Source organism: Bacillus sp. AFS073361 (assembly GCF_002567005.1).
Lineage (GTDB): Bacteria > Bacillota > Bacilli > Bacillales > Cytobacillaceae > Neobacillus.
On the sequence record NZ_NUZU01000003.1, the window covers coordinates 19239 to 36596 of the forward strand.

General features: G+C 36.6%; 21 protein-coding genes. 3 read left to right on the forward strand and 18 right to left on the reverse strand.

Features of this window, described 5'->3' with window-relative positions; all coding sequences use genetic code 11:
• Positions 1-112 precede the first annotated feature (112 nt).
• The 3 genes from xerS to pdxS all read right to left on the reverse strand — a co-directional run bounded on the left by xerS (position 113) and on the right by pdxS (position 2910).
• Positions 113-1201 (reverse strand): tyrosine recombinase XerS, encoded by a 1089-nt coding sequence (xerS, locus tag COJ96_RS01470; RefSeq protein WP_098571232.1) that lies wholly within the window; start codon positions 1199-1201, stop codon positions 113-115.
• Positions 1202-1433: 232 nt separating this feature from the next.
• Positions 1434-2024, reverse strand: coding sequence for a pyridoxal 5'-phosphate synthase glutaminase subunit PdxT (gene pdxT / locus COJ96_RS01475; RefSeq protein WP_098571233.1), 591 nt, complete (start codon positions 2022-2024; stop codon positions 1434-1436).
• Between the two features lies 1 nt (position 2025).
• A complete protein-coding gene (gene pdxS / locus COJ96_RS01480; RefSeq protein WP_098571234.1) occupies positions 2026-2910 on the reverse strand; it encodes a pyridoxal 5'-phosphate synthase lyase subunit PdxS in 885 nt (294 codons plus the stop codon).
• A 104-nt stretch (positions 2911-3014) separates the two neighbouring features.
• On the opposite strand from pdxS, the gene pdxR reads away from it, so the two are divergent.
• A complete protein-coding gene (gene pdxR, locus COJ96_RS01485) occupies positions 3015-4409 on the forward strand; it encodes a MocR-like pyridoxine biosynthesis transcription factor PdxR (RefSeq protein WP_098571235.1) in 1395 nt (464 codons plus the stop codon).
• A gap of 103 nt (positions 4410-4512) precedes the next feature.
• Here the strand turns inward: pdxR and COJ96_RS01490 are convergent, their stop codons facing one another.
• Positions 4513-5355, reverse strand: a complete 843-nt coding sequence (locus COJ96_RS01490; protein WP_098571236.1) for an SPL family radical SAM protein — start codon at positions 5353-5355, stop codon at positions 4513-4515.
• Between the two features lie 166 nt (positions 5356-5521).
• On the opposite strand from COJ96_RS01490, the gene COJ96_RS01495 reads away from it, so the two are divergent.
• Entirely contained in the window at positions 5522-6124 is a 603-nt protein-coding gene (locus COJ96_RS01495) for a DedA family protein (protein WP_098571237.1), read from the forward strand.
• Between the two features lie 224 nt (positions 6125-6348).
• Here COJ96_RS01495 and COJ96_RS01500 read toward each other — a convergent pair whose 3' ends face one another.
• From COJ96_RS01500 to COJ96_RS01550, 11 genes are all read right to left on the reverse strand, one after another.
• Positions 6349-7125, reverse strand: coding sequence for a sulfite exporter TauE/SafE family protein (locus COJ96_RS01500; RefSeq protein ID WP_098571238.1), 777 nt, complete (start codon positions 7123-7125; stop codon positions 6349-6351).
• A 70-nt stretch (positions 7126-7195) separates the two neighbouring features.
• Positions 7196-8323 carry an MBL fold metallo-hydrolase gene (locus tag COJ96_RS01505; protein ID WP_098571239.1) on the reverse strand — a complete coding sequence of 376 codons (1128 nt, stop codon included), beginning with the start codon at positions 8321-8323 and terminating at the stop codon, positions 7196-7198.
• Positions 8324-8410: 87 nt separating this feature from the next.
• Positions 8411-8989, reverse strand: a complete 579-nt coding sequence (locus tag COJ96_RS01510) for a sulfurtransferase TusA family protein (RefSeq protein ID WP_098571240.1) — start codon at positions 8987-8989, stop codon at positions 8411-8413.
• 64 nt (positions 8990-9053) lie between these two features.
• Entirely contained in the window at positions 9054-9533 is a 480-nt protein-coding gene (locus COJ96_RS01515) for a DsrE/DsrF/DrsH-like family protein (RefSeq protein WP_098571241.1), read from the reverse strand.
• A gap of 54 nt (positions 9534-9587) precedes the next feature.
• Complete coding sequence (locus COJ96_RS01520) at positions 9588-9815, reverse strand: sulfurtransferase TusA family protein (RefSeq protein WP_098571242.1); 228 nt, start codon at positions 9813-9815, stop codon at positions 9588-9590.
• Positions 9816-9898: 83 nt separating this feature from the next.
• Positions 9899-10162, reverse strand: coding sequence for a metal-sensitive transcriptional regulator (locus COJ96_RS01525; RefSeq protein WP_098571243.1), 264 nt, complete (start codon positions 10160-10162; stop codon positions 9899-9901).
• A 345-nt stretch (positions 10163-10507) separates the two neighbouring features.
• Positions 10508-11476 (reverse strand): ring-cleaving dioxygenase, encoded by a 969-nt coding sequence (locus tag COJ96_RS01530; protein WP_098571244.1) that lies wholly within the window; start codon positions 11474-11476, stop codon positions 10508-10510.
• A 60-nt stretch (positions 11477-11536) separates the two neighbouring features.
• Positions 11537-11935: a DoxX family protein gene (locus COJ96_RS01535; protein WP_098571245.1), complete on the reverse strand. Its 399-nt coding sequence runs from the start codon at positions 11933-11935 to the stop codon at positions 11537-11539.
• Positions 11936-12049: 114 nt separating this feature from the next.
• Positions 12050-12658 carry a flavin reductase family protein gene (locus COJ96_RS01540; protein WP_098571246.1) on the reverse strand — a complete coding sequence of 203 codons (609 nt, stop codon included), beginning with the start codon at positions 12656-12658 and terminating at the stop codon, positions 12050-12052.
• A 23-nt stretch (positions 12659-12681) separates the two neighbouring features.
• Positions 12682-13620, reverse strand: a complete 939-nt coding sequence (locus tag COJ96_RS01545; protein WP_098571247.1) for a ring-cleaving dioxygenase — start codon at positions 13618-13620, stop codon at positions 12682-12684.
• Positions 13621-13955: 335 nt separating this feature from the next.
• On the reverse strand, positions 13956-14873 hold the full coding sequence (locus COJ96_RS01550; protein WP_142332948.1) for a cation diffusion facilitator family transporter: 918 nt from the start codon (positions 14871-14873) through the stop codon (positions 13956-13958).
• A 239-nt stretch (positions 14874-15112) separates the two neighbouring features.
• On the opposite strand from COJ96_RS01550, the gene COJ96_RS01555 reads away from it, so the two are divergent.
• Positions 15113-15367 (forward strand): DUF2533 family protein, encoded by a 255-nt coding sequence (locus COJ96_RS01555; protein ID WP_098571249.1) that lies wholly within the window; start codon positions 15113-15115, stop codon positions 15365-15367.
• A 40-nt stretch (positions 15368-15407) separates the two neighbouring features.
• Here the strand turns inward: COJ96_RS01555 and COJ96_RS01560 are convergent, their stop codons facing one another.
• The 3 genes from COJ96_RS01560 to COJ96_RS01570 form a co-directional block, all read right to left on the reverse strand.
• Positions 15408-15908, reverse strand: a complete 501-nt coding sequence (locus COJ96_RS01560) for an aminodeoxychorismate lyase (protein WP_098571250.1) — start codon at positions 15906-15908, stop codon at positions 15408-15410.
• Positions 15898-16281 (reverse strand): hypothetical protein, encoded by a 384-nt coding sequence (locus COJ96_RS01565; protein ID WP_306460574.1) that lies wholly within the window; start codon positions 16279-16281, stop codon positions 15898-15900. Before COJ96_RS01565 ends, COJ96_RS01560 begins: the two co-directional genes overlap by 11 nt.
• Before the next feature lie 258 nt (positions 16282-16539).
• Positions 16540-17343 (reverse strand): RDD family protein, encoded by an 804-nt coding sequence (locus COJ96_RS01570; RefSeq protein ID WP_098571251.1) that lies wholly within the window; start codon positions 17341-17343, stop codon positions 16540-16542.
• Positions 17344-17358: the final 15 nt, after the last annotated feature.

Genomic DNA, 17358 nt, shown 5'->3' on the forward strand with positions numbered 1-17358 from the left:
TATCTTAAGTATACTTAGGAAATGAGATATTTTACGTTTTTGTTACCATAATATTATTATGTAAACTGATTAAAATTTAAAATAAGACTGCCGCGAAAACGACAGTCATTGATCATTCTATTTGCTCTTTCGGCATATCCATCTTATCCACAGCAATTTTTAAATCATCATTCTTAATATGCGTATAGATCATCGTCGTTTGGATGGATGAATGACCTAATTGCCGTCTTAATTTCGGTACATCATTGATTTCAGCATGGTATCTAGTCGCGAATGAATGACGCAGCTTATGTACCGATAACGATGGTTTACCAAATGCGGTTGCATATTTTTCAATGAGTTTTTCAACGGATCGGGCTGTTAATTGCCGTGATTTGCCCTTGGGACCAATCGGAGCTGAAATAAACAACGCCTTATTGCTTTTCTCAACCTGGTACTTAGCCGTTCTAATTGAAAGGTATTCTTGTAGGTCATCCATTGCCACTTGGCTAAAATAAACAAATTGTTCTTTATTTCCTTTACGGATTACTCTCACACAATACTTACTATAATCAATATCGTCTAATTCAATCCCAACTAATTCCGAAAGACGCAGCCCGGAACCCAAGATTAACGAGACAATGGCCGTATCACGTTCCTTATTTAATTGATAAAAATTATAGAGTCTTTTATTATCTTTATTCAATTCACCATAATCATTCGCAACAAATAAGCGGAATTTTTCATATTCGTCCCCGAGGAGGATTTTACCTTCCATTTTAGTTGCCTTGGTTTCCATGCTGTCTTTTACTTCATTAAATTCAATTTTAGCCATAACATTCCGGTTCAAATAAGGCTTTAGATCTGGGGTTTCCGCAATGTTTTGTAAGTAATTAAACAGTGATTTTAACGCAGATAATTTCCGATTTACGGTAAGTTCTTTATTATTTAATTGATAATGCAAATAATTTAAAAAACCTTCAACCTCCAAGACAGTCAGTTGCTCTAAACGCTCTAAAGGAATTTCTTTGATGGTGCCTGACACCAATTGCTCACTGACCATCCAGTTAAAGAAGATTTTATAATCATGACAGTAATTAAATAAGGAAGCCGTTGAAAGCTTACGTAATTTATGATTAATATATTCGTCAACATACCATGGAAGTTCTTTGAGCAACGTTTGAAGTTTTTGAAATTGTTGCTGCTTTGATTGATTTACCATAAAATCACCCCGCTTCTATATTTTACTAAACGGTCTTAATTACGTCAAATTTATATTTTACGTAATTATCTTTTGGAGTGTTATAAGCTATAGGCATCCGCCAGATTCCCATGCACTGTCTAAAAAATCTCTAAAAATAGATAGGAACTAAAACAATTAAAATTTCCAATCAATTAACTCATAAAAAAACGCCGACTGGTCTCTAAGACCAATCGGCGTTCCCCTGCTGCACCTAATGAGCTAAAACATTTGTATTCTCTCGCACCATTTCAATAAAATACTTCATAACTCTACTATCCTCTGTTAATTCTGGATGAAAAGAACAACCTAAGAATTGTCCTTCTCGCGCTAAAACAATACGCTCTTCATGTTTTGCTAGAATTTCAACATTCTCACCCGCCGAAACGATATGAGGTGCTCGGATGAAAACAGCGGGAATATCCTCTCCTACTCCACTGATGGACATCTCGACTTCAAAACTATCAACCTGGCGACCAAATGAATTCCGTTCAACCATGATGTCCATCACCCCGAGATGTGACGTATCATAGCCAACAATTTCTTTTGCCAGTAAAATCAGGCCTGCACATGTTCCAAACATCGGAACTCCCTTGGCGGCTAGAGCACGAATGGGTTCAAGCAACTCGTATCGGTCCAGCAGTTTCCGCATTGTTGTACTTTCTCCGCCAGGCAGTACAAGACCATTTAATTCTTTTAGATCTTCAGCCGATTTAACTGAAATGGCCCTACAGCCAAGCTCTTCAATTTGTCTTATATGCTCTCTAACTGCACCTTGTAATGCAAGTACCCCAATGTTCAGCATATTACCAACCACGTTCCTGCATACGGTCTTTTGCATCTAGCGCAGAAATTTCAATACCTTTCATCGGTGTCCCCAGCTCTTTTGAAATTTCTGCAATCAGTTTATAATCTTGGTAGTTTGTTGTTGCTTCTACAATGGCACGTGCGAATTTTTCTGGATTATCCGATTTGAAAATACCTGATCCGACAAATACACCATCCGCTCCAAGTTCCATCATTAAAGCAGCATCAGCAGGTGTCGCTACCCCGCCGGCAGCAAAATTGACAACAGGCAGCCTACCCAATTTTTTAATTTCTAGCAATAATTCAAATGGTGCTCCTAAATTCTTTGCTTCTGTCATTAATTCGTCCGTATTCATACCGACAACGCGTCTTACTTGAGCATTTACTTTGCGAATATGACGAACCGCCTCGACAATATTTCCAGTTCCCGGTTCCCCTTTTGTCCGTAACATAGATGCTCCTTCACCAATGCGGCGTGCAGCTTCCCCTAAATCACGGCACCCGCAAACAAAAGGTACAGTGTATTCGCTTTTTAATAAATGATATTCTTCATCCGCAGGTGTTAATACTTCACTTTCATCTATATAATCGACGCCCATAGCTTCTAATACACGTGCTTCGACAATGTGGCCAATGCGTGCTTTTGCCATTACTGGAATGGTTACAGCGTTCATTACTTCTTCCATAATCCGAGGGTCTGCCATGCGAGCTACCCCACCAGCTGCCCGGATATCGGATGGTACCCGCTCCAAGGCCATAACCGCAACCGCACCGGCAGCCTCTGCTATTTTTGCCTGCTCGGCATTAATGACATCCATAATAACGCCGCCTTTTTGCATTTCAGCCATTCCGCGTTTTACTCTTTCAGTTCCTACTAATTTCATAAAATTACCTCCATTTCATTTATGATTTTAGTATAATAGAAATTGACTACATGAAAAGGTTCAGTTTTATAAAAAACAATGTGGTCAGTTGGAGGGGATTGCGAATGGATATGCTAATGTTTAAGTTGGATAATAGTACAGAAAAACCATTGTATGAACAGCTTTATAATGGGATCAAAGATGCTATTATCCAAAAACAAATTGAAGTGGGAACCAAATTGCCGTCGAAGAAAAAATTAGCGGAATTTTTAAATATTAGCCAAACTACCATTGAAATTGCCTATGCTCAGCTCATAGCAGAAGGCTATGTGGTCTCCAAACCCCGCATCGGTTTTTTCGTGGAAGAGATCGACGAATTACCTTATGTTGAAAAAGAATTCCTAAACATGCCTGAAAGTAAGGTTGATAAAAAAATCGTTCAATTTGATTTCCATCCCGGAAAAATTGATGCAGATTCCTTCCCTTTTTCACTTTGGCGAAAATATGCAAAAAATATATATGATAGCAGTTCAAAAGAGTTGTTGGAACTGGGAGACCCGCAAGGAGAATTCGCCTTAAGAGTGGAAATTGCAAAATATCTTTATCAATCGAGGGGGATTGTCTGCAGCCCCGAACAGATTGTCATTGGTTCGGGAACGGAACAGCTGCTTCCAATGATTTTAAGGTTACTTGGAAATGATTTGAAATTTGCACTTGAAAATCCTGGCTATTCGGCCATACCCAAAATACAAATGCAAAATAGAGCCATCCCTATTCCGGTGGATGAAAATGGTTTAATCGTGGATGAACTGGAAAAAACAAAGGCCAATATTGTTTACATAACTCCTTCCCACCAGTTCCCTACGGGTGCCGTCCTATCCGCAACAAGAAGAACACAGCTATTAAACTGGGCAGCAAAGGATAAAAGCCGCTACATCATTGAAGATGATTATGATAGCGAGTTTCGTTATATCGGAAAACCTATTCCTGCCTTACAAGGGTTAGACCAAAACGAAAAAGTTATTTATTTGAGCACATTTACCAAATCATTAATGCCTTCCTTACGCGTCGCTTATTTTGTCTTACCATCAACCTTACTGCAAAAATATAAGGAGACATTCAGTTTTTACTCATCAACCGTACCAAGATTCGATCAGCATATTTTAGCTGACTTTATGAGAGATGGCTATTTTTCCAAACACTTAAACAGGATGCGGAAAATTTATCGCAAAAAACATGAAAAATTAACTCAAGTTTTAGAAACGTATTATCCGGATGTCATCATTACAGGAGATCTGGCAGGAATGCACATTTTAATTTCCGTCCCTCTGTCAAAACGGGAAGATCAGTTAAAACAAATAGCCGTTAATGCCAATATTGCCATCCATCCATTAAGTGATTATCTGTTAAGTCCTATTGACTATCCATATCCAACTTTTTTATTAGGTTTCGGCGGCATTCCATTGGACCAAATTGAAAAAGGCATACACCAATTAATGCAATGTTGGAACCACGAGTGATCGGAATCTAGAATAGAACCGACTGTTTTTTATACAACAACCAAGTTCCTTTTTAAAAAAATAGAGCAGTATTAGTTTACTGCTCTTTCTGAAAGGCCATATATCAGGCCTGGAATCTTGTAAAAGCTTCGTTTTTGGAAACCCGTATCATTTCACTAGAAAAATATTTTTTAAAATATTTTTCCACTTTTACATGTAGATTGTTTTCATACCACCCTGAATGTCCATGTTCTTCAAATAATTTTGGCATTCCTAATCTTTCTGAACGTTTACCCATAGCACCATCTCCAATGGATAGTGTATCAATCCATATATGATCTACAATCCCATCCAATACTTTCGGAAACTCTGGGGTAAAGGGCAAAACGGGCGATATTGAAGCTTGGGTCATTATTCCGGCTTCATGAACTTCTTTTAAGGCTTTTAACCGCAAATTAATTCCTGGTGCATATGGAGCAAAAATTTGCTTTATGTCTTCCCTGTCCGTTTCAATCGTTATAGATACTAATACTTTACATTTTTCCTTTAGTTTGACGATCAAATCAATATCTCTTGTTATTAGTGGTCCTCGTGTTTGAATTTGAAGAAAATCAGGAGGATTTTCAATCATTTCTTCTAATATCCCTCTTGTAATTTCTGCCTTACGTTCAATTGGTTGGTAAGGATCTGTTGCGGAAGACATAAAAATGTTCACAGGATTTTTTTTCTTCCGAAGTTTAATGATTTCTTTGCGGTAATTTTCTGCTGCATTTGCTTTAATTTCCAACCATTCTCCCCAGAGAATTCCTTTGAATCTTTGAATTGGCATTTCTCTAACATAGCAATATCTGCAAGCAAACGCACAACCACTATACGGATTCAATGAATGTGTATAGCCAACATCCAAATAACCTTTTGCCTCAGTCAGGATGTTCTTTGCAAGTATTTCTTTAATTTCAATTCCCATATAGAGCACACCTCTTTTTTTAAAGTCTACCGTATAATAAAAGCCATGAGAATAGAACTTATTTTAAAAGGTTATATTTAAAGGATATATTTTTAGTTCTCAATGGATAAGATAGCTGCTGACTATTCTGCAGCTAATTTTAAAATTATTTGTAGGTGGGATGTTTGTGGAGCAACATATGAATTACCTTATCGAACATTTTGGATATTTTGGAATTATAATAGCATTAATTGGAGGAATTGTAGGTCTCCCCATTCCTGATGAAATTCTTTTAACATATGTCGGCTATAATGTGTTTCAAGGAGAATTATCTTACATACTCTCATTATTGAGTGCTTTTGTTGGAGCAACCGGTGGCATTTCGCTTAGCTACTTTATTGGTTATAAGTTCGGTTTGCCGCTAATAAAAAAGATTGGCCCTAAGGTTCACATTACAGAAGAAAAAATCGATAGAACGAAAAATTTATTTAAAAGAGTGGGACCTCCGCTCATAATAATAGGCTATTTTATTCCTGGTGTTCGACATCTTACTGCATATGTAGCAGCCCTTAACAACTTCCCTTTTAGTAAATTTTCTTTGTATGCTTTTTCTGGGGCAATCCTTTGGAGTTTTACTTTTATCACATTAGGAATAAAACTAGGAGAAAAATGGGGACAAGTTGAACTATATATGTCAAAATACAGTATTTATTTCATCTTGTTCTTTCTCCTACTCTCAGTTAGTGTCTATTTTTTATGGAGACGAAAACAGAAACTTGGAAGAGTGTGAATCTGGAATGCCTGAACCACCTCGAGATATGGCCGAACAAGTAGGGGATTTGTTAGAGAGGGTCTTTTATGTTTACAGCTATAGATTGAAATATAAATAAATATAAAATAAGCACTTTCTTAGTAACAAGATGCCTTCTTAGAAAGTGCTTTAAAAATTACAAATGAAAAATGATCCTATATTTCTAAATGAAAATGATAAATTTTCTGAAATAATACCAAAAACTATAAAATTCCAATCCAAGTCTTCACGGCAGTAACCAAAATTAAACTTCCCAAAATGACTTGCAACACTTTGGTATTCACTCTTTTCCCAGTGTTTGCTCCAATTGGTGAAGCTATTAAACTAGCAGCGACCATGATAAGTGAAGGTAAAATTGGCACTTGTCCTGTTGCGATTTTACCCGAAACAGCCCCAATCGACGAAATAAGTGTAATGGCTAAGGAAGAGGCAATGGTCATCCTTGTTGGAATCTTTAACACAACAAGCATGATAGGTACTAACAGAAAAGCCCCCCCTGCCCCAACAATACCAGCTCCAATCCCAACGATAAAGGCGAATAGTGCAGCATACCACTTATTAAACTTCACTTGTTCCAAAGGAGTATCATCGATTCCTTTTTTCGGTACAAACATCATGATAACGGCAATCAACGCTAAAATACCATACACGATATTAATTCCGCTTTCCGGTATGTGCGTAGAACCGAATCCCCCAATAAAACTTCCGATCAAAATACTTATTCCCATATAGGCAATCAGAGTTTTATTTAAGAATCCTCCTTTACGGTAAGCCATAACACCGCCAATTGTCGCAAAGAAAACTTGGATAGCCGTAATCCCTGAGACTTCATGTGCTGTAAAATGACCTACCCCCAGTAAAACCGGAATGTACAATAACATTGGGAAATTAATAATTGCACCGCCAATACCTAACATCCCTGATATAAATGATCCAACAAATCCAATTAGGAAGATCGAAATGAAAAAACTAATATCCATGATGTCCCCCTTTTGTAAAAAAGGGAACCCATACTGGTTCCCCATATTTTTAACTTTTTCAATCTAAAAGTTATCGAACTGCACAGCGGTTTGGACCAATTTCCATTTCTCGTTGTTGATCGAGGTCTGGATTGATTTTCCCCATATTGGTTTGACGAATTTCTTGATACGCGTTTGGCTGCGGGGGCAAGTTTTCCGTTACTATTCTTCTGAATTCATATTCGTCGTCGATATTTAAACCATGATTTTTCGCAAATAGTGTTCCTAATTTTTCTGCCACACTGCCATTTTCATTTAACTCATCAATTATCATAAAGTGAGCTGGTAGAACGATAAGTTCTTCTGATAATTCTCTGTAACGGTTATAAAGAGTTTCCCTTAAATCACCAACCCAGTCTTCTGCCATACCCGCTAGGTCCGGTCTTCCGATGGAATCAATAAACAAAATATCACCAGAAAGCAGGAACTTTTCATCAATTACAAAGGAAGTGGAACCAATCGTGTGACCTGGAGAATACAATGCATGAATATTAATAATAGAATTTCCGATAGTTACATCATTACCGTCTTCTAATGGTTGATAATTAAAGGTTACTTCTGTTGCATCCTTTGGTGGAAGCCAGTAGGTTGCCCCTGTTCTTTCAGCAATGGTACGTCCACCAGAAATATGGTCAGCATGAAGGTGTGTATCAAATACATGTGTAATTTTTGCACCGATACTTTCAGCAAAATTAAGATAGCTATCAGTCATTCGTGTTGCATCAATCAGTGCTGCTGTACCGTTTGAAACCACCATGTAGGATAAACAGCCTTTACCGATCCGAACAAACTGATATATTTCGCCTTCATTATTTAGGTCTCCCACTTTAACCGGTTCTAAATATTCACTCCATGCTTTCATTCCCCCCTGAAGGTATGACACGTTTAACCCAGCATCCGATAACATTTCTGCCACCATTACTGATGAGCCTTCCTTCGCACAAACAACCACTACTTCTTTATCAGTAGGAACTTTATCTATAATTTCTTCTACACCATCAAGCAATTCAAAATAGGGAATATTGAAATAATCAAAGTTTTCGCCTTCGATTTTCCAACCGTTAAAATCACTTTCATTCCGAACATCAAGTATAAATAACTCTTCTTTATTAAATACTTTTTTCGTTACTTCTTTTGAAGTCATTACGTTAACCGCCATTCTCTATTTACCCCCTATGGTATTTTTATAGTTAAAAAAATAGGCTAATTAAAACATTTGCTTTTGTAAAACCATCTGCAAAATGATTTATTTAAGGTCAATACCAATTGTTTTACCTTTCCACCCGCTCATACCTGGTACCACATTATTTACATTTGTAAATCCATTTTGTGATAGTTTTTGAGCAGCAAGATCACTTCGATTTCCTGTGCGGCAAACTACAAAAATTTCATCCTGCTTATTAAGTTCATTTATTCTTTCTTCCAATTCACCTAAAGGAATTGAGGTCGCCCTTGGAATATGATTAAAAGCATATTCTGCAGCTTCTCTAACATCGATAATGACGATTTTTTCATTTGCTTCAAGTTTTTTCTCAAGATCTTCATTATTGATAACATTTGGATGTTTCTTTTCAGCGGCATCATCATTAGAAGATTTGCGAAGATAATGTTTCAATACTTCGCCTTCTTCGATCGTTCCCAAATATTGATGACCTGAACTTTCAGCCCATGCTTTCATGTCTGCTTTGGATCCTTTGTCTGTCGCTTGGACTTCTAACACTCGTCCTGCCTCAAGGGTATTCATTGCTTTTTTTGTTTTAACAATCGGCATCGGACATGCTAATCCTTTAGCATCTAAAATTTCGTTTGATTTCAAGTTTTCCAATTTTATTTCCTCCTATATACCTATAAGGGTATTATTTTTCTTAAAAAAATTTATTCAACTCTTTTTAAATAAACAGATTGACATTCCCTTCCTCTGCATCTCCTAAATACGCAGCAACTCCTGCATATTCAATTGATTCTAATAACTCTTCCTGTTTAAGACCTAACAAATCCATTGTCATGGTACATGCTACTAGTTTTACATCTTGTTCCTGTGCCATTTCGATTAATTGTGGCAGTGGCATCGCGTTATGTTTTTTCATAATATCCTTAATCATTTTAGGACCGAAACCGGCAAAATTCATTTTAGAAAGACCCATTTTATCTGCGCCTCTAGGCATCATTTTTCCAAACATTTTCTCCATAAATCCTTTTTTCACCGGAACATGTTCATTTTTACGAAGGGCATTTAATCCCCAAAACGTGTGAAAAATGGTTACTTCATGGTCATAAGCAGCTGCACCATTCGCAATGATATAGGCTGCCATTGCTTTATCGTAATCCCCACTGAATAATACGATTGTTGTTTTTTTCTTTTCTGTCATGTAATAACCTCCTGATGTTTTATACCTAATAGGGTATTATATTAGTCAAAAAAATTATCCTTTTTTAATCCAAAATTTTAAGATATTAGCTTCTTCTTCGTGTTTCAACAATTCATGACCACCTGATTTAGCCCAGGCTGCTAGGTCGTTCTTAGCACCTTTATCTGTTGTATGAATTTCTAAAACTTCACCAGAATCAATTTCATTAATCGCCTTTTTTGTTTTTACAATTGGCATTGGACATGCTAAACCTTTTGCATCTAATACTTTCACAATTTTCATTGTTGAATTCCTCCTTGTGGCAAATTACCTCTACCCCTATGGGTATAATATTATTGAAAATAAAAGAGGGTGTCAACCCTTTTTTATCGACTTTTTACTAGCAAATTAACAGCTTCTTGTACCAATTCTTCCATGCTTTTTTCACCTGGTTCATTTGCTTTTTGAACGCATTCCACTAAATTGGAACTAACTATAACTCCAATAGTACGGTCGATAGCACTTCTTGTTGCAGATAACTGAGTGATAACCTCTTTACAGTCCTTGTTTTCTTCCATCATTTTTAAAATTCCTCGTAGCTGTCCTTCGATACGTTTCACTCTATTTTTCATTTGATCATTGTATTCCATTGTTTTTCCCTCCTTTACAATTAGTTTTTATTTTTAAGCTATTTTCTTCTTTCGAAAGTAAAGGTTATAATTTGACAATTATATCCTTTTATATAAATAAAAGTTGAACATGTTTCTGTTAATATTAAAAATGTCATGCAAACTTTCTTCAATGAAACAATATCATTGACAAGCTCTATAATATACCCCTGCAGGTATGATGTCAATAAATTAATTTAAAAAATTACTTATAGAAGAAAATGACCGCAATTAATATGGCGGTCATTGAAGGATATAATTAGTCAAATGAGTCAATAGAAAATTTCCTATTGACTCAAATTTTTATTATTGACTCTTTTTTAAGATTTAATTTATGTTCAATGGTCGTAATTTTTCTTCGATTTCTTTCCGATTTGGTTCCAAAAATGGTGGAAGTGATAGTTTTTCACCCATTGTTTCCATGGGCTCATCCGTAGCAAATCCTGGTGTATCCGTTGATAATTCAAATAAGATACCATTTGGTTCCCTGAAATATAAGGCCTTGAAGTAATACCGTTCTACTTTCCCTGAAGTCGGTAACCTGTATTCTTTTAAACGAGCTGCCCATTGATCATATTCTTCCTCATTCGGAATACGGAAGGCAACATGGTGAACACCTCCTCGACCTAAGCGGACTCTTGGCAAATCGGTTCTTGTTTCAATGTGAACCTCCGCTCCGCTGCCGCCTTCTGCAGTTGCATAAATCAATATATCTGGATAATTCCCTTCAAGTGAAGGATAAGAACCGGCAAAGCGAAAACCCATAACTTCTGTTAAAACACCGATCGTTGGTTCTGCGATTGCCACGGTAAGGGTTACAGGTCCTAAACCTATAATGGCATGTTCCAGTGGTATGTCATCCCTTTGCCAAGGAATCCCAGCTCTCACACCATTTTCACCGTTATCGGCTACTAGAATTAAGCGAGTCCCCTCGAAATCTCTGAAAGCTAAAGTATCACGATTTGCCCTTTTTTGAATATCATCATGTTCAACCTCAAATTGTTTAAATCGTTCTTTCCAAAATAACAATGAATCCGAATTTCTAACCCTTAGTGATACTGTAGAAATATCTGAAGTTCCCCTGTATGTTTGGCCGAGATGAGGAATATCAAAGAACGTAACCTCTGTTCCTGGGGTTCCTTCCGCGTCAGCATAGAAAAGATGATAGGATTCTGTATTATCTTGGTTAACAGTTTTCTTTACCAATCTCATTCCTAGAATTTTTGTATAAAAATCATAATTTTTTTCCGCTTTTCCAGTTAATATTGATACATGATGTAGTCCTAAGAGTTCCATCTCCTATTCACTCCTTCGAAAGTTAAGTTCGTAAAATCATTTCATAAAAGACCAGATATTTTAGAATAAAATTGCATCTAAAGCATATTGACCGGGACCGATCAGAGCTACACCGATAGCAACTGCAAGTAGAGTTAGGTTATATTCATATCCATTAGCTGTGGCCCATAATCCGTTTGGCGCATGCACTTTAACAATAGACATTACCATAGTCCCAGCAATTATTATTCCTGCAAGTGGTGTTAATAGTCCTAATGCAAACAAAAGTCCCCCAATAAGTTCTGCCAATCCAGCGAAAAGAGCCATTGTTACCCCAGGTTTCATGCCAATAGATTCAAACCAGCCACCGGTTCCTTTCAATCCATATCCACCGAACCAACCAAATAATTTCTGAGCACCGTGACCCACAAATAGTAATCCAATGACTAAACGAATGACTAATAAACCAATATTTATCATCTTTAAATCCTCCTAATTTTTTATCTCGATTTCGAGATAATAGTATAAAAAAAATGAATGTGCGAAACAAGTATGATGAGCTGCCTCAGCAGCTCGTTATTAACTTCTAAGGGTTCATTTAGGTCTGTCTATTTCAAAAATCTCACCGATTCTCGCATAATTATTACCAGCCAATCTGCTTACAGCTGCTAATCCCCTTGGATCTATCCTTCCATTTTCATAAATATCATTGTCTACATGAAATTGAACAATTTTTCCTATAATAAAATCACACCCAGGTGTATCCGATCCACCTAATTCTAAAGAATGCTCCAATGTGCATTCCATTCGAATTTTGGCTTCCTTAACACCTGGTACTGAAATTATTAGACTTTCAATAGGAGTTAAGTTTGCTAATTCTATCTCACTCTGGTCAGGAGGCAGGTTTGATGCTGTCTTGTTCACTTTTTCAACATTGCCTTCATCAACAATGTGAATGACAAATTCTTTAGATTCGATGATGTTTCTCGCTGTATCCTTCTGCCTCCCCGCTGAGCGCTGAATAGATAAAGAGATCATCGGAGGATTGGATGAGACGATATTAAAATAACTAAATGGCGCACCATTTAAAACACCGTCTTTTGAAATCGTTGTGACGAAAGCAATTGGCCTAGGAATAATACTTCCTATTAAAAATTTATAATTTTCTCTTTCAGACATGGAAACTGGATCAATCGAAAGCAAGGATATCATTTCCTTTCATTAAATTAGTCTAATATTCTTACATCAAACGGAAGTAAACCCTGTTCTATTTGTGCTCTATTTGCTTCATACTGATCAGGTAACATCAACTTTTTACCCATTGTCTCCTGTGATTCATCATGTGCGAATCCTGGAGGATCAGTAGCAATTTCAAATAAAATTTCCCCGTGTTCTCTGAAGTAAATAGCATTGAAATAATTTCTGTCCTTTACAGGAGTGACACCATACCCATTTGCTGAAACATATTTTTTCCAATCCATTTGATCTTCGTCATCAATGGCCCGCCATGCGATGTGGTGTACTGTACCTACTCCCATTTGTCCGCGCCCAATCGGAGTTAATTTAAGGTCAATAACGTTTCCAATATCAGCAGTGGAACGATATCGAGCGAAATCTCCTTCCTTACCCACTAATTCAAGTCCCATTACTTTCTCTAACAAATCAGCGGTCTTGTCAGGTTGGGTTGATAATAGGGTAGCACCACCAAACCCTTTAATGGCAACCTCAGGTGTGACTTCTCCAAAGGTCCATGAATTAACTTCTCCTTCTTCTCTTTCAACAATTTCCAAGTGAAGCCCATGTGGATCATCAAACACCAAATATTGCTCTCCGAAGCGGTCCATTTTAGTAAAAGGAATATTGAACTTTTCTAGTCTTTGTTCCCAAAATCCCATGGCACCTTTTGGTACAACATAGGAAGTGACTCCTACTTGACCGTCACCGATGATGCCTTGACGAGCTCCTGCCCATGGAAAGAAAGTAATAATTGTTCCTGGCTTCCCGCCTTCATTCCCGAAATAAAGATGATACGTCCCTGGATCATCAAAATTGACCGTTTGCTTGACTAAACGTAAACCCAATACTCCTGCATAGAAATCTACGTTCTCTTGCGGATGACCGACAATTGCGGTGATATGGTGAATCCCCATTGTTTTTTTGTTCATTTTTCAACTCTCCTTTTACATATTAAATAAAGTCAAATAAAGGTCCTTGATATTTTATCTTGTTCTTTCTTAAGATTTTAAAATCACAAAAAATCTATGTTATTTTAAGAATCTCTATTTAGTGATATTCACTAATTCCTCCTAAAAGCATTTTATCTCGAATTTGAGATATTGGTTTAAAAAATATTTAAATCTGTTTTGAAATTGAATATCTTGAATCTGAGATAATCATAATACTTCTAAAAACTTTTGTCAATAACCTTTTCAATTTTTACGTTAGTCCATTAAAAAGGCTGCTTTTTAGCAGCCTTTTTAAATACTTTGCTCCAACTTCATCAAGAATCTATCGCTACAAAATGATTACAACGATTATGTTCATATTGGTCCAATTCGGCATGAACACTTTCCACTTGAATGGTAGCATGTTCCAAATCAAAGGTATCGTGTAATTCTCTTAATGCATTCTTTAAAATCGAGTCGTGATTATGTTCTGATATTACCAAGTGACAGCTAATCGATGGGAAATTTGATGTGATACTCCACACATGAAAATCATGCATACTTACCACCCCTGGAATTTGAAGTAATGTTTCTCGCACTCTTTCCACATCCAAATTCGCTGGTCTGCCTTCCATCAGCATGTGAATAGCATCATTGGTTATCCCAATTCCACTTTTTAAAATTAAAAGGGAAACAATTAAACTTGTAATCGGATCGGCAATGGTCCAACCAAAATACATAATCAGTAAGGAAGCAAGAATAGCACTAACAGAACCCAGTAAATCACCAATTACATGTAAAAAAGCAGCTCTCATATTAATGTTATCACTAGTTTCTGATTGATGCATAATCCAAGCAACAATTATATTCACGAACGCGCCTATACTAGATATCAAAAGCATACCCGGACCTGAAATGACTTGAGGTTCAGTAAAACGTTGAAATGATTCCCACATAATTAAAATAGAAATAACAATTAATAGAACCCCATTAAATAAAGCTGATAAAATTTCCAAGCGCTGATAACCAAAGGTTTTACTCTCGCTTACCGCCCGTCTTCCTAAAATAAGAGCTAGTAATCCCACTCCCAAGGAAATCGAATCACTTAACATATGTCCAGCATCTGAAAGAAGAGCTAGACTATTTGTCAACTTCCCTCCAATGTACTCTAAAACCATAAAAACGGTAATAATGAGAAACGCGACCATCAAAGCTTTTTTATTTTGATTGTGATGAGTGTGATTGTGCCCCATAGTACCTCCTTTGCCATTAAAAAATTTCATTTTAAAGTTTTTTTTGGGGGGGAATTTTTTCTATTCTATTATTCAATCTAATAAGAAAATATATTCGACTGAATCTAGTATTATTCTTATTTATCTCTAAATGCGTACATGACAACTTCATAAGTAGCACTATTTACTATAATTATATATGCGTCTCTTCCTCAATTAATTGTGGTATGATTGTATCAATATATTTTAGGAGTGATATCATGAGTGTACATAAAGATCTAATTAAACATGCGGCAAATCAGCATGAAACCTATCAACAATTCTTAGCGCTCGATCAACAACGTGAGCAGTATATCGAAGAAGCGATTGCCTTATGTAAACAGGGTCTACCCTTTTCAACTGATAAAATAAACGCCTTAACAAATAGTATAAATAAAATCAACCTGCGCTTTATCCCAACACGAGAATTCGTTACGGGCGAAATGGTTCAAGAATTTGTAAATAAAAGTAACTGATAAAACAAAGACGGACAGTNNACTGTCCGTCTTTGTTTTATTACTTTTTAAAAATAGTAGCGATAATTTGATCATAGGTCATTTCTGTATCAACCACGAATGTACCAGGGCGTAAGTTTTTTTCGACACCCTTCTTCTCGACATCTTTTGAGAATTTAAAGGCATCAGGTACAATTTTCGCTTTTACAAGCATTTTGCCGACATCGATGCTCGTCATCCCTTGTGTAACGGAAATAACTGATCTGTAAGCAATCTTTTGAGTTCCATTAGTAGCTGTGGATGCGGTGGAAGCTGAAGCTGCTTTTTTTGCTGCCTCAAGCGTCTTATCATATTCTGCCTTTGGTTGAACAACATATCCAGCAGCTAGAAGTTTGTCCTTCATCTCGGTTTCAGTTGGTTGAGCAACTGTTTTCTGCTCGGTTTTAGCTGGTTTGGCAGTTGCTTTTGTGACAACAGGATCTTCAGAAAAGTAAACAGCACCACATATGGTCGTAGCTAGAAGAATTCCGGCCGCAAAGCTGCTCACTACATTAAATTTCATGGGCTAATTTGCTCCTTTCATCCTTAGCTGCTAGATACGGTGCAAGAAATTGCTGAATTTCACTCTCTGAAACTTGTTTTTTCTGTGCAATAGTCTCAATTGAATATTTACGTTTATATAAATCTAGTACTTCGCGTTTGAAAATAACTTCCTCAGGAGTCAGCTGAATGCCTGCTTCCTTGGTGACCACTTCAATATCTAGTTCTAGACTTCGAATTTGCTCCTGTACGTTATTGATATCTTTCATTACCGCAACATGAACCAAATCAATTTCTTTTTGTTTTTGTTTCTCTACTTTACGATTCGATGCCATTGAAACGATGAGCAAAACAGCAGATATCGCAATCAATAGAATTATTGTCCATTCCATCATATTAATTTCCTCCTTATTAACACACAGCAATCCACAATTACCTATTATACATCGTAAAAATAAATTTTTCGACTAAAACCGACTAAATAAGACCCAAGTCGGATAGATTTTACAAATCGAACCTCTAATTCTATTTAATTACTAATAAGTACTTGGTGTTTATTTACATTAAAAAAAGCAATGCTGATACAAATGCATTGCTTTCTCCTCTCTAATATTTTTAGCTCGAAAAGAACTTAAATAATGGATTATTCATTCTCACAATTCAAACTCCCACTCATCAAGAAGTACTAAATAAAGCACAAGAAGGTTGTTTTCTAACTCAGCGGTGGTTTTCCCTGAGGCGTCCATTCCGATTTTCGGAAATAATATCATAGCGATTTGTTCCGTTAGTTGATTTCTTTCGTCTAATGGGATATGCAGAAATCGATTTGCATAGGTTTTGATAAGTTTCCAATCTCTCATTCCTAATGATTTCAGCGTCCATTCATCAAGAATAAGATCATCCTTTGAAAGTCCTCTGCTGCCGAGTTCATTTTCTATAGGGGAGAGTTTCTTTTTCCGCTTTGCCTTGCGCTCATGGACAACAATCGTTCCAGCCACAAGATCTCCAAGCCGTTTATGTTTGGAATGAAAAAAAATCATGATAATTCCTAGAAAATATGCTGTTGGCAATGAATCAATGATCCGAATCAAATTCCGAATAAAGCTGGACAGCAAGGTGATGCTGTGACCATTCTCTTGAATGACCCGGATTCCCATTAGCTTTTTCCCAAGTGTTCTTCCGCCTGAGAAAAACTCATACGCAAAAAAGTAACCCCCATTAACGATAAACAGTGCAATAATTGTTATCGCAATAGGCAGTGAATTCCCGATGAAAATAAATTCCATTTTAGACATGCCATCTAAAACGAAAAAAAGGACAATCAAAGTCAAAATATTAAACGCCATTAAAAGCAGCTGGTCGATTATAAAGGCAGCCGATCTGCTGCCTAAACCAGCAATCTGAAACTGAATGGAAACAAATTCAGGTGTTTTTATATCTAAATGATCTTCATTCATAAGTTTCCTCCATCA